This is a genomic window from Citrobacter sp. Cb023 (assembly GCF_030336805.1).
GTDB lineage: Bacteria > Pseudomonadota > Gammaproteobacteria > Enterobacterales > Enterobacteriaceae > Citrobacter > Citrobacter braakii.
Genome location: NZ_JAOWCV010000034.1, coordinates 168,741 through 182,197, shown reverse-complemented (window position 1 = coordinate 182,197; position 13,457 = coordinate 168,741). Strand labels below are relative to the sequence as shown.

Annotated in this window: 11 protein-coding genes; 2 read left to right on the top strand and 9 right to left on the bottom strand. The window is 54.4% G+C overall.

The features are described from left to right. Position 1: 1 nt before the first annotated feature. The 3 genes from napA to napF are packed head-to-tail and all read right to left on the bottom strand — an operon-like array spanning position 2 to position 3,229. Positions 2-2,488: a nitrate reductase catalytic subunit NapA gene (gene napA / locus OGW44_RS11100; protein ID WP_016153775.1), complete on the bottom strand. Its 2,487-nt coding sequence runs from the start codon at positions 2,486-2,488 to the stop codon at positions 2-4. Beyond that, complete coding sequence (gene napD, locus OGW44_RS11095; RefSeq protein ID WP_016153776.1) at positions 2,485-2,748, bottom strand: chaperone NapD; 264 nt, start codon at positions 2,746-2,748, stop codon at positions 2,485-2,487. The genes napA and napD overlap by 4 nt, the downstream gene beginning before the upstream one ends. Beyond that, positions 2,738-3,229, bottom strand: coding sequence for a ferredoxin-type protein NapF (gene napF / locus OGW44_RS11090; protein ID WP_016157008.1), 492 nt, complete (start codon positions 3,227-3,229; stop codon positions 2,738-2,740). The genes napD and napF overlap by 11 nt, the downstream gene beginning before the upstream one ends. Positions 3,230-3,642: 413 nt before the next feature. Here napF and eco point away from each other — a divergent pair, with 413 nt between their 5' ends. Next, positions 3,643-4,140, top strand: a complete 498-nt coding sequence (eco, locus tag OGW44_RS11085) for a serine protease inhibitor ecotin (protein WP_185654883.1) — start codon at positions 3,643-3,645, stop codon at positions 4,138-4,140. A 47-nt stretch (positions 4,141-4,187) separates the two neighbouring features. On the opposite strand, the gene mqo is transcribed toward eco, so the two are convergent. Further along, on the bottom strand, positions 4,188-5,849 hold the full coding sequence (gene mqo, locus OGW44_RS11080; protein ID WP_016153779.1) for a malate dehydrogenase (quinone): 1,662 nt from the start codon (positions 5,847-5,849) through the stop codon (positions 4,188-4,190). A gap of 278 nt (positions 5,850-6,127) precedes the next feature. Between mqo and OGW44_RS11075 the strand changes: the two genes are divergently transcribed. After that, a complete protein-coding gene (locus OGW44_RS11075) occupies positions 6,128-7,375 on the top strand; it encodes a SulP family inorganic anion transporter (RefSeq protein ID WP_185654867.1) in 1,248 nt (415 codons plus the stop codon). Here the strand turns inward: OGW44_RS11075 and mgtE are convergent. The 5 genes from mgtE to apbE form a co-directional block, all read right to left on the bottom strand. Further along, complete coding sequence (gene mgtE, locus OGW44_RS11070; protein WP_185654868.1) at positions 7,338-8,774, bottom strand: magnesium transporter; 1,437 nt, start codon at positions 8,772-8,774, stop codon at positions 7,338-7,340. The genes OGW44_RS11075 and mgtE overlap by 38 nt on opposite strands. Before the next feature lie 105 nt (positions 8,775-8,879). Then, a complete protein-coding gene (locus OGW44_RS11065) occupies positions 8,880-10,523 on the bottom strand; it encodes a multidrug ABC transporter permease/ATP-binding protein (protein ID WP_016157011.1) in 1,644 nt (547 codons plus the stop codon). Positions 10,524-10,598: 75 nt separating this feature from the next. After that, on the bottom strand, positions 10,599-11,249 hold the full coding sequence (gene alkB, locus OGW44_RS11060) for a DNA oxidative demethylase AlkB (RefSeq protein WP_016153784.1): 651 nt from the start codon (positions 11,247-11,249) through the stop codon (positions 10,599-10,601). After that, complete coding sequence (gene ada / locus OGW44_RS11055) at positions 11,249-12,313, bottom strand: bifunctional DNA-binding transcriptional regulator/O6-methylguanine-DNA methyltransferase Ada (protein WP_185654869.1); 1,065 nt, start codon at positions 12,311-12,313, stop codon at positions 11,249-11,251. The genes alkB and ada overlap by 1 nt, the downstream gene beginning before the upstream one ends. Before the next feature lie 79 nt (positions 12,314-12,392). After that, positions 12,393-13,445, bottom strand: a complete 1,053-nt coding sequence (gene apbE / locus OGW44_RS11050) for an FAD:protein FMN transferase ApbE (protein ID WP_016153786.1) — start codon at positions 13,443-13,445, stop codon at positions 12,393-12,395. Between the last annotated feature and the right edge of the window lie 12 nt (positions 13,446-13,457).

The window sequence follows — 13,457 nt, the reverse complement described above, 5'->3', positions numbered from 1 at the left end:
GTTACACCTTCGCCAGTTTCACAGCGCACTTCTTGAAATCCGTCTCTTTGGAGAGCGGATCCGTCGCATCCAGCGTCAGGTTGTTCACCAGTTGTGCGGCGTCGAAGAACGGCATGTAGACCAGCCCCTGCGGTGGACGGTTACGCCCGCGCGTTTCAACTATCGAGATAACTTCACCACGACGGGAAACCACTTTGACTTTGTCGCCACGGCGCAGATCGCGTGCTTTTGCATCCAGCGGATGGATAAACAGCACAGCTTCCGGGAAAGCACGGTGCAGCTCAGGTACGCGACGCGTCATGCTGCCGGTATGCCAGTGCTCCAGCACTCGTCCGGTAGACAGCCACAGGTCGTACTCTTTATCCGGCGCTTCTGCGGCAGGTTCAAATGGCAACGCGAAGATGACCGCTTTGCCGTCCGGCTTACCGTAGAACTTGTAGCTTTCACCCGCTTTCACGTAAGGGTCGTTGCCTTCGCTGTAGCGCCACTGGGTCTCTTTGCCCTCAACGACCGGCCAGCGTAAACCGCGCGCTTTGTGGTAATCGTCAAATGGCGCAAGATCATGCCCGTGACCGCGGCCAAACCAGGCGTACTCTTCGAACAGCCCTTTTTGCAGATAGAAACCCAGCTCGCGGGATTCATCGTTCAGCTGATCTTCTGCCAGTTCAGCCACCGGGAATTTCGTCACTGCAGGCGTGGCAAACAGGACGTCATACAGCGTTTTGCCGCGCAGTTCCGGTTTCTGTGCCAACAGCGCTTCCGGCCACACTTCTTCTGTTTTGAAGCGACGAGAGAACTGCACCAGTTGCCACAGATCCGATTTCGATTCACCCGGCGCTTTAATCTGCTGACGCCAGAACTGTGTACGACGTTCCGCGTTACCGTAAGCACCTTCTTTCTCTACCCACATCGCGGTCGGCAAGATCAGGTCGGCCGACAGAGCGCTGACCGTCGGGTACGGATCGGAGACGATGATGAAGTTGCGCGGATCGCGCCAGCCCGGCATACGCTCTTCGTTGATGTTCGGACCGGCCTGCATGTTGTTGGTACACATCGCCCAGTAGACATTGAGCTTGCCATCTTTCAGCGCACGGTCTTGTGCCACGGCATGCAGACCGATTTTTGCCGGAATGGTCCCCGCCGGAATATTCCAGTGCTTCTCGCAGATATCGCGGTGTTTTTCGTTCGTAACCACCATGTCCGCAGGCAGACGGTGGGAGAACGTACCGACTTCACGCGCGGTACCGCAGGCGGAAGGCTGACCGGTCAAAGAGAACGGACCGCAGCCTGGCTGGGAGATTTTACCGGTCAACAGGTGCAGGTTATAGACCAGGTTGTTGGCCCACACGCCGCGGGTATGCTGGTTGAAGCCCATCGTCCAGTAGGAGATGACTTTTTTCTTCGGATCGGCATACAGCTGCGCCAGCTGTTCCAGCTGATCTTTCGGTACGCCGGTCATTTCGGCGGTTTTATCCAGCGTGTACTCGGCAACAAAGGCTTTGTAATCCTCAAAGCTCATCGGCTCAGAGGCATCGGATCCCGGGTTTTTCGCCGCTTTTTCCAGCGGATGGGTTGGACGCAGACCGTAGCCAATGTCCGTCACGCCTTTACGCAGATTAACGTGCTTGCTAAAGAAATCCTGGTTGATCGCATTGTTTTGAATGATGTAGTTAGCGATGTAGTTGAGGATCACCAGATCGGTTTGCGGCGTGAAGACCATGCCGTTATCCGCCAGCTCAAAGCTGCGGTGCTGGAAGGTGGAGAGCACCGCGACATTAACATTGGGATCGGACAGACGACGGTTGGTGATGCGCGACCACAGGATCGGGTGCATCTCCGCCATATTCGCGCCCCACAGGACGAAAGCATCTGCATGCTCGATATCGTCATAGCAGCCCATCGGTTCATCCATACCGAAGGTACGCATAAAGCCGACTACCGCTGACGCCATGCAGTGACGCGCGTTCGGGTCGATGTTATTCGAACGGAAACCCGCTTTAAACAATTTGGCAGCGGCATAACCTTCCCAAATCGTCCACTGACCCGAGCCGAACATACCGATAGACTCCGGGCCTTTCTCTTTCAGGGACGTTTTGAATTTCTCTTCCATCACGTCAAAGGCCTGGTCCCAGCTAATCGGGGTGAACTCGCCTTCTTTGTGATACTTACCGTCCTTCATGCGCAGCATCGGCTGCGTTAAACGGTCTTTTCCGTACATGATTTTCGGCAGGAAGTAACCTTTGATGCAGTTAAGCCCACGGTTAACCGGCGCATCCGGATCGCCCTGGCATGCCACAACACGCCCTTGCTGCGTCCCGACCAATACGCCACAGCCCGTCCCGCAAAAACGGCACGGGGCTTTGTCCCATTTGATGGCTTCTTGCTGACCGACTACCGCACGGGCTACGCCCGGCACGCTTAACCCGGCAGCCGCCGCAGCGGCCGCAACGGCGTTAGCTTTCATAAAGCTACGACGACTGAGTTTCATGGTGTTTCCTCACCTTGCTCATCCTGCTGGTGATAAACCAGCGACACCGCCAGCACGCCCGCAACGTTGCGCACTGACTCAATAGTTTTCATTAACGTTTCGCTGTGCTCAGCTTCCACCACCACGATCAGTTGACCGCTTTCCACATCGCTGAGTGCAACTTCGCAACCTGGGAACGAACGCAACTGCGTGGCGATATCATTGATATGCTGACTTTTGGCCTGAACGACCAGGCTGCAGACCTGCCAGTTATTGTCCATGGTTGTACTCCGCGTTAATGGCTGATACCGGGCAGATAGCGACACATGCGCCACATCCGTTACAGTCCTGATTGTCGAGCTGCGGCTGATAAATGCCGGACAGCGTGGGACGAAAGGTTATGGCCATGGGTTCACAGCTATCCTGACAGCGATGACATTCAACGGACTGATGTGCGAGACAGTTTTCCCCAATCGTAAAATTCAGATCCCATGCCCTGGTGTGGCGCGGAAGAAAAAGGGATTCAGAACAGGCCTCTGCGCAGGCATAGCAAAAGCTACACTCGCCGTGTTTGAAATTTACGCTCGGGTAACCGCCCTGGCCTCGCTGCAGGATGTCGGTTTCACACGCCTGGATGCAGGCGTCACAACGAAGGCAATGGGCCAGAAAGTGAGAGTCTTCCTTGCTCCAGGGCGGACGGATCCCTGAGTTGGCGTTTCGCCAACTGCCTGTCAACATGCCTCGACGGGATAAATCAACCATGACATTGTCCTTCCATAATGACGCCCTCCGCTGGTGGGGTGAACGCCATAAAAAACTGCACTATTTATGAGTAGTTATTTTTAGTCGTAAGATATTTCAGGATGTGTTAGAGGTGCATACCCCAATCGGGGTAAATGCTGTTGCCGGATCAAAGGAGTGTTGAGTTGGCGGGAAAAAATGCGCTTTTGCTCACATTTCAATGAGTTATATAACACTGTATATAACGAACCACTCAAAAAGAGAATGATTTTATAATTAAGATTATTCTTAGAATATATCGCTAGTCTGAAAGCAGACCTCTACCAAATACACTTAAAATATAAGTAAATACAGATTAATCGATTATGTAAATATGTTAACCTGCCCCAGACTCGTTCATAAGACAGAAGAAAGGAAACACTGTGAACAATAAGATGAAAACAATTGTCCCTGCCGTACTTTTCGCCGCCTTTGCCAGCGCCTCTGCATGGGCTGCCAGTAACGATGCCGGCGCTCAGCCGCTGGAAAAAATCGCCCCTTATCCTAAGGCGGAAAAGGGTATGAAGCGCCAGGTTATCCAGCTTACTCCTGAGAAAGATGAATCTACTCTGAAAGTAGAACTGCTTATCGGACAAACGCTGGAAGTTGACTGCAACCAACACCGCCTGGGCGGAGAACTGGACAGCAAAACGCTGGAAGGTTGGGGATATGACTACTATGTCTTCGACAAAGTGACGTCTCCGGTTTCAACCATGATGGCCTGCCCGGACGGTAAGAAAGAGAAGAAATTTATTACCGCGTATCTGGGTGATGACGGCATGCTGCGCTACAACAGCAAGTTACCGATTGTGGTCTATACGCCGGAGAACGTGGAAGTGAAATACCGTATCTGGAAAGCGGAAGAGAAGATTCAGGACGCAGTCGCGCGATAAGTAAGAATGTGCCGGAGGGCGGCGTACCGCCTTATCCGGCATTTTATTTACAGTGCGATATCCGCTACAGCTTTCTGCTCAGGCTGCGGTTGCGCCTGAGGTTTCAGCTGAGGTTTCGGCGCTTCATCAGCAGCCTGCGGCTTGTCATATTTCAGCCCCAGAACGTCACTGGTGTATTGCAGCTCTTGTTCCGTAGCTTCAACGTTACCGTTCAGCTTGGTACCATAAGACGGAATAATGGTTTTCAGTTTCGCCTGCCATTCAGGGCTGGCCACTTTATCTTTAAACACTTTTTCCATCAGATGCAGCATAATCGGCGCCGCGGTTGATGCCCCCGGAGAAGCGCCCAGCAGCGCGGCAATGGTGCCCTCTTTATCGCTGACGACTTCGGTACCCAGACGCAGCACACCGCCCTTCTCCGCATCACTTTTAATGATCTGCACACGCTGGCCCGCCTGCCATAAACGCCAGTCTTCTTTTTTCGCCTGTGGATAGTACTCTTGCAGCGCGGCAAAACGGTCGTCATCGCTGAGCATCACCTGGCTTACCAGATATTTCACCAGATCGAAGTTATCCAGACCCACGTTGACCATCGGCATAAAGTTCGAGGTGGTGGTCGAGCTGAGCAGATCCCACAATGAACCGTTTTTCAGGAACTTGGTGGAGAATGTCGCGAATGGCCCAAACAGCACGACGCGCTTGCCATCAAGGATACGGGTATCGATGTGCGGCACGGACATCGGCGGCGCGCCAACGGAGGCCTGACCGTACACTTTCGCCAGGTGGCGATTCACCACGTCCGGATTATCCGCAACCAGGAACTGCCCGCCAACCGGGAATCCGGCATAACCTTTCGCTTCAGGAATGTCGGTTTCCTGCAACAGCTTCAGCGCAGCGCCACCGGCACCGATAAAGACAAACTTCGCCTTGATATCGTGTTCCGCTTCGTTATTTTTCAGATCGGCGACCGTGACGGTCCAGCTATTGTCGGCATTGCGTTTAAAGCCACGCACTTCGGTACTCAGCTGCAGCGCAAAGTTGGGCTTTTTCTGCAACGAGGCAATCAGCTGGCGCGTGATTTCGCCGTAGTTTACGTCAGTACCAATCTCGGTACGCGTTGCCGCGACTTTCTGCTTCGGATCGCGGCCTTCCATGACCAGCGGTGCCCACTCTTTAATCTGCGCGTGATCTTCGGAATAACGCATGCCACGGAATAACGTGCTCTGCTGCAGTGCGGTGTAACGGGCACGCAGGAAGTTCACGTTCTCGTCACCCCAGACAAAACTCATGTGCGGAACGGTGGTGATAAATGAGCGTGGTTCATGCATTACGCCATTATTGACCTGATAGGCCCAAAACTGGCGGGAGATCTGGAAGGCTTCGTTGATTTCGACTGCCTTTTCAATGCTGATGCTACCGTCGGCCTTTTTAGGCGTGTAGTTCAGCTCCATCAGTGCGGAGTGGCCTGTTCCGGCGTTATTCCAGCCGTTAGAGCTTTCCTGCGCTACACCATCCAGTCGCTCAACCATGGTCATTGACCATTGCGGTTCCAGCTCCTGTAAATAGGTTCCCAACGTGGCGCTCATGATGCCGCCGCCAATCAACAGTACATCCGTTTCCTGCTCTTCCGCCGCTTTCGCTTTTGCCGCCATCGAGACAACATTCAGCCCAACGGCCATGGTGAAGAGCATGGCAGTCACTTTTTTCATAATGTTAATGCCTTACTTTTAGTATCGCTTTTTTGCTTTTAATGCAGGTGAAAATCGAGCGGTATCAACGGTAACACTTAAGTAAAAATATTTAAATATTGTTTATAAATTATATTTAATTTTTAAAAATGTTATTAATACGTTGATAGTTTATACGGTTATTGACAATCATTTCTGGAAACCGATCCGTCAGACAGGTACTATGCTGCGCTTTGCTATTCACCGCACGGATGCCTGTCGGTCTGCTTTACCGGGCCATTTTTGACCTAAGAGTAACGATGTCTGCAACTCAACCCTCCTCTGTCGCAGTAGCGGAGCACGCGACGCGCGCAGTGCTGCGCCAACCCCGTTTACTGGTTCGCGAAACGCTGGCCGGTGTGGTAACCGCCCTGGCGCTGATCCCGGAAGTGATCTCTTTTTCCGTTATCGCCGGCGTCGATCCTAAAGTCAGCCTGATAGCCTCAGTCGTACTGTGCCTGGCAATGTCATTTTTAGGTGGCCGTCCGGCAATGGTTACCGCAGCGGCAGGATCGGTCGCGCTGGTGATTGGCCCGATGGTGCATCAACACGGCGTCCAGTACATCCTGCCTGCGGTGGTGCTGGCCGGGATTATTCAGATCCTGTTTGGCGTATTGGGGATGGCGCGTCTGATGCGATTCATTCCTACAGCCGTCATGACAGGTTTTGTGAACGCGCTGGGTATTTTGATTTTCTTTGCCCAGGTCCCGCATTTCTGGGGTAAAAGCCCGCTAATCTGGGGGCTGTTTGTCCTGACCCTGCTGATTGTGCTGTGGGTTCCGCGGTTTATTAAAGCGATCCCCGCGCCGCTTATCGCCATCGTGCTGCTGACGGTGTTCACTGTCACCAGCGGACAACTATTACCGACCGTCGGTGACGAAGGTTCAATGCGCGGCGGCCTGCCGGGATTCACGCAGTTATTGGTACCACTCAACCTGCAAACGCTGGCGATTATCTGGCCCTGCGCGCTGAGCATCGCTTTTGTCGGATTAATGGAGTCGCTGTTAACCGCCCGTCTGGTGGATGACCTGACGGTTACGCCGTCGAATAAGAATCGCGAGAGCGCCGGGCTGGGGATAGCCAATATTCTGGCCGGTTTTTATGGCGGCATCGCCGGGTGTGCGATGATTGGTCAAACCATCGTTAACGTCGAGATGGGCAAAGGACGCAGCCGCGTCTCGACGGTCGCCGCCGGGCTGGTGCTGTTGTTGCTGGTCACTGCGTTAAGCGAAGTAATGGCGAAAATCCCCATGTCGGTGCTGGCGGGAATTATGGTGATTGTGGCGGTGAAAACCTTCAATTGGCACAGCATCCAGCCCGCTACGCTGCGGCAACTCCCCGTTACTGAAACGCTGGTGATGCTGATGACCGTCGCGGCGACGGTGTCAACCGGCAACCTGGCGCTTGGCGTGGTTGCCGGGGTGATGACGATGCTCATTTTGCCGCGTATCGTCAGAGGCAAACGTGCGGCTACATCAGAAACAGCGTTGCCAGACCGAGAAAAATAAAGAAACCACCGGTATCGGTGATTGCCGTAATCATGACGCTCGAGCCGACCGCCGGGTCGCGCCCGAGCTTCACCATCGTCATCGGAATAATAACGCCCATCAACGCCGCCATCAGCAAATTGAGCATCATCGCCAGGGTCATCACGCCGCCGAGCGCCATGTCATCGTACAGCCACCAGGTAATGCCGCCCATAATTCCGCCCCACACGAGGCCATTAATCAACGCCACGCCCATTTCGCGCAGGATCAAAAACGTCAGGTTTCCCGGCTGAATATTTTGTAGCGCCAGCGCGCGAACAATCATGGTGATGGTTTGATTCCCGGTGTTGCCGCCGATCCCCGCCACAATCGGCATCAGCGAGGCCAGCGCGACCAGTTGCGAAATTGTATGTTCAAAGCCGTCGATCACTCGCGAAGCAATAAAGGCGGTACAAAGGTTAACGGCCAACCACGCCCAGCGGGTTTTTACCGCTTTCGTGACGGGGGCAAACACATCCTCTCCGGCGCTTAAGCCGCCCATTCGACGCAGATCGGTATCGGTTTCTTCATAGACCACATCGACGATCTCATCGATGGTTAAACGGCCCATCAGTTTACCTGAAGAGTCAACGACCGCGGCACTGACCAGGTCGTCACGTTCAAAGGTTCGCGCGGCGTGTTCGGCGATATCTTCCGGAGAAAAGGTGAGCGGATCATCCTCCATCACCTCGCTGACTTTTCGCTGCACATCATTGAGCAGAATACAGGTGAGCGTCAGTTCCCCGACCAGCACTTTATTGCGGTCGGTCACGAAGAGTTTATCGGTGTTCTCCGGCATTTTTCCCAGCCGCCGCAGGTAGCGTTGCACCACTTCCAGCGTCACGTCCGGACGCACGGTGATAACTTCGAACTCCATAATCGCACCGACGCGATTCTTCTCGTAGTGCAGCACCTGGCGGACGCGCGCCCGCTCCTCGGCCGGTAACGTCGCCAGCAGTCGACCCGTGAGGTTACGAGGGAGGTGCTGAACCAGATAAATCTGTTCGTCGATATCAAGGTATTGCAACGCATCCAGCAGCTCACGGTCGCTCATCTCATCGATCAGGTCGTCCCAGACGTTTTCTGACGCCTCAAGCAGGATGTTACCGCGCTTTTCACTTTCGACCAGTCGCCACAGGGCGTGACGCTCTTCAGAAGGTAATGCTTCGAGGGTATCCGCCAAATCGGGCGGCGGCAGGTGGGCGACCAGCGCCCCTACCTCAGCAATATCGTCGGCTAACGTGCCGACGTCATATTGCTCAGCCAGGGTAAGCTTGCCCAATAGCGTTGAAACAACGGCTTTATCAGTGGTCAGCAGCCAGATAAGACGCGCACGCTCTTCATCACGCAGTCTGGCGCTGTTTTTGTTTGTTACAGGCATTAATCATAAATCCATGATATGAAATATCATTAATCATGATGCCGATTTATGTAAATAACAATAAACAGTGCCGCCGGGTGGATAAAAAACCGGCGGCATGTGGGATCACGCGGTGCGAGCCACCGCGTCACGCGAGGCGGCATCACGCTCATCGCCCAGCAGTTCACTCAACTGTCCGTTACGCATTTCCAGCAGACGATCGGCGTGAATAAAATAGTGATCGTCATGGCTAATGGCGAAGATAGTTTTACCCATTTCTTGCATCAGCGGTAACAGGACCTGATAGAACTCACGACGGAAATGGGGATCCTGATCGGCAGCCCATTCATCCAGCAGAATGATGTCGCGCTCCTCCGCCAGAGCCAGCAGCAGCGCCACGCGTTTCTTCTGCCCTTTCGACAGCTTCAGATTGAGGATGCGACCATCGTTCATCTCCAGCTTGTGACCCATCTTCAGATGTTCCAGCCACTTCGCTACCAGCTGCGGATTGGCTTCTTTACCTTCCGGCCCCAGCAGTTTGTCGAACAGCCAGACGTCGGTAAACACGGCGGAGAACAGCTTGCGATAATCTTCCGGCTTTTCAACGGCCACGGCCTTACCATCAAGCAAAATTTCACCTGACTGCGGCTGGTATAGCCCGGTCAGTAACATCGCCAGCGTAGATTTTCCGCTGCCGTTGCCGCCAATCAGGAAAATCAGTTCACCGCGATGAATCGTCAGATTGACCGGCCCTACGGAAAAGGCATTATCCTGATAGTGGAAAACCACGTTACGCAGTTCCAGCGTTTGCCAGTTTGGAAAAGCGGTTGGGCGCGGGAATTCGGCCTTAAAAGGTGCCAGTGCGAATTTATTCAGCTTGTTGAAAGCCACCTGCGCAGTGAGCAGGGTCGGTAGCGCGCCAACGGCAGAGAGCAGCGGCGTACGCAGGAATAACAGCGTCAGTGAGTAAGTCGCCGCCACGGCGGTATCCGCCCAGCCCAGACTATTGGCCATCCAGAATACCAGGCCAATGGCGCCCAGCATCATAATGTTTGACCAGTTGACCGCGCTCAGGTGGAAGGTATCGGCGCGAATAATATGGTGACGGTACTCTTTGGCATCCGGGACGTACATCTGATTAAAGATATGCTCGGCGCGCTCGCGGTTGAGCGTCAGCTCTTTGCGCCCTTCCAGCACCGTCTGATAATCGTTGTACAACTTGTCTTCTGTTTCGCGCAGGGTAGCCATGTGCTTATACACCCGCGCCACCAGCACAAATCCCCCCCAGATGGTGATTGCCATCCAGATAGCCGTCACCAGCAGCATTTTGGTCGACAGCATCGCCAGATACGCCGCCGATCCGATGGTCAGGATAATCCCCTGCACCAGCTCAGGCAGACGAACAAAGGCGATGGTGATGTTGCGAATGTCGCTGGTTAAACCGGCCAGCAATGAGGCGCTGCCAAGCTGTTCAATACGCTCGACGTGGGTATCCAGAATACGTTTGATAAATTCGCTACGCAGACGGTAGACAAAGTGGTGGCCGAGCGTGGTCAACGCCAGCTGAGAGCCGAGAGTGACAACCATCAATAGCAGCAACAGGCCAAGAAACTCCGGCAGCACCATCAGCGTGGTGTCGACCGTTTCAATCAGACGCTGGTTGATAAACGCAATCAGCCCAATCCCCAACGCGGCGCTGGCGAGGCTGAGCGCCATGACGCTGATAAATGGCCAGCGATACTGCCGCCAGACAAGAAGTAAAAGTTCCATGCGAACAACCCGGACAAGTAATAACAGCCCGCAGTTTAAACATCTCTTCGCTGACAGCAAAAATAATTCTTATTTTTATTCTTTTTTACCCGCCTGACGAAACGTCAGATTGTAGCGACAGTCTCCGGTCAACGGATGATACCCCGTCTTAAGCGGCTGGATCCCATGATAAAACAGCCGCGAAGTACCGCCCCACACCACCACATCGCCATGCTCCAGCAGCAAACGCTTTAAGGGATCATTACGGCGCAAGCCGCCAAATTGAAAGATGGCCGGCAATCCTAGCGACACCGAGACAATCGGCGCCCGCAGGTCGGGTTCGTCTTTATCCTGATGTAAGGACAGCTTTGCCCCTGGCGTGTAGCGGTTAATCAGACAGGCATCGGGTTGAAAATCAGCATAGCCCGCCGCCGTCGCTGCCTGTTGGCACAGGTCAGCGAATGCATCCGGCAGCGGCGGCCAGTGCGCGCCGGTTAGCGGATCAAAAGGAGAATAAAGGTAACCATGTTGATCGGTCGTCCAGCCCAGACGACCGCAGTTGGTCATTGCCACCGACATCGTGTAGCCGCCGGGCGTCACCATCTGGCGAAACGGCGACTGTCTGGCGATAGCCGCTATCGCCTGCAGCAGAGACGGTGCGCAGTCAAAAGCGAAGCGTCGCAGAATAACCGCGCCTGACGCCAGCGGCTCCTGCCAGGGTTTCGCATCCGCAAAGAGATCGAGCATTATGTTTCCTCGTCAGTCGTTTCACGTTGCAGTAACTGTGCTTTGCGCGCAATGCCCCACCGGTAGCCCGAAAGCGCGCCATCGCCGCGGATCACCCGGTGACACGGGATGACGATTGCCAGTTTATTCGCCCCACAGGCGCTGGCCACCGCACGCACCGCCTTCGGTTTGCCAATGGCGCTGGCCAGTTGCTGGTAGCTCATCGTTTCGCCGCACGGAATTGCGCGCAACGCCTGCCACACCTGCTGCTGAAATGCGGTTCCCCGGATATCCAGCGGCAGCGATAACGGCGCGTCACGCGCATTGATTGCGGCGATCACTTCGCGCACGCGCTGCTGAAAATCGGTATCTGCTGGCACATCCTGAGCGGCCGGAAACAACCCATGCAGATCCGCAACCAACGTAGCGTCATCATCACCAAGTAAGATCGCGCAGATACCACGTTCGCTTTCCGCCACCAGACAGCGACCCAGAGTGCAATCTGCCAGGGTATAGCGTACAGAAACGTTGTCACCACCTTTACGAAATTGCTTTGCGGTCATGCCTAACGTCTGATCCGCTTTTCGGTAGTAGCTGCTGCTGTCGGGAAATCCGGCGTTGAGAATTGCCTGCGTTACCGGAACGCCTTTCGCCAGCGCATCGCGCAGACGACGGGCGCGCCAGGACTGCTGCCACGCTTTGGGGGTCATGCCCGTTGTGGCTTTGAACAGGCGATGTAAGTGATACGGGCTCATCGCCACCTGCTGCGCCAACTCGTCCAGCGTGAGGGGAGATTCCTGCTCCAGCAACTGGCAGGCGTGGGCTATTTTCTCCAGCCGATGCTGGTGGGCGCTGTCTTTATCCGGCTGACAACGTTTACAGGGACGAAAACCGGCGGCCAGCGCCTGCCGGGCATCGGCAAAGAAAGTGACATTTTTGCGCAGCGCATGTTTCGCCCGACAGGACGGACGGCAGAAAATGCCGGTGGTCTGGACGGCGAAAACAAACTGACCGTCAGCGTCGGCGTCACGATCCACAACGGACTGCCAGCGGTCATCATCAGTTATGTGTAAACGATTTTTCATTATGGACTCCTTTGTTAAGCATAGCGCTTAGCCTCAGTGTGTCCCCATAGCCGGATACGAAAACCCGCAATCTTGCTTTTTAATTTTTTTCGCTGAGCAGGAAGCTTTTAAACTGCGGCGACATCCAGGTTTTAAACCCCTCGCCCTCTTTTATAATCATATAGACCGCGAGTCCTTCACGACGCACCACCTCTTTGGCCTTTTCCGGGCCGAGAACCATCAAACCGGTATCCCAACCGTCAGCCTCCAGCGCCGTTGGTGCGATTACCGTTACAGATACCAGGTTGTGTTCAATCGGACGACCGGTTTGCGGATCGATAACATGGGAAAGGCGCTTACCATCCAGCTCATAATAGTTACGGTAGCTGCCGGAGGTGCTAATGCCATGCCCGTTAATGTCGACGATCGCCTGTACCGCGTTTTCGCGATCGGTCGGTTTCTGAATCGCGACTCGCCACGAAAGCCCGTCTGCATTCATACCGCGGCTGTTCAATGCTCCACCAACGGAAACCAGATAACGGGCGATCCCTTCCTGCTCCATTAATCGTGCCAGATGATCGGCGGCATAACCTTCGCCAACGGTCGAGAGATCCACGTACAGCTCGGGCAAATCTTTTTGCAGGTAGTTCCGATGCGCCTCATTAACAACCTTCAGATGTGAAAGCCCGGTTTGCGCTTTTGCGGCGTCAATTTGCGCCTGCGTAGGAATATGCACCGGTTGCTGATCCGGGCCAAAGCCCCACAGATTGACCAACGGACCCACGGTAATATCCATGGCCCCACCGGTTTTTGCGCCAATGCGTAGCGCCGAAGTCACGATATCGGCCATAGCATCATTAACCGGCCATGGCGACAGGCTTTTCGACAGGTTAAAGCGCATTAACGCAGAATCATTTTTATAGGTAGAGAGAAGCTGATCGTCGGCATCCAGCTGAGCCTGGATCTTCGCCTGCAGTTCCCCGGCGCGTTTGGCATCTACGCCCACCGCACTGACCCGCCAGAAAGTGCCCATGGTTTTACCTTCCAGAACGGTGGCAGGTTGTGTGGTCTGGGCAGGTTTCGGGGCTTCATCGCACCCGACAAAAAAGATCGTCACAGCCAGTAGTGCTGCGCGATAGAAATTCACTTCCATACGTAATTATCC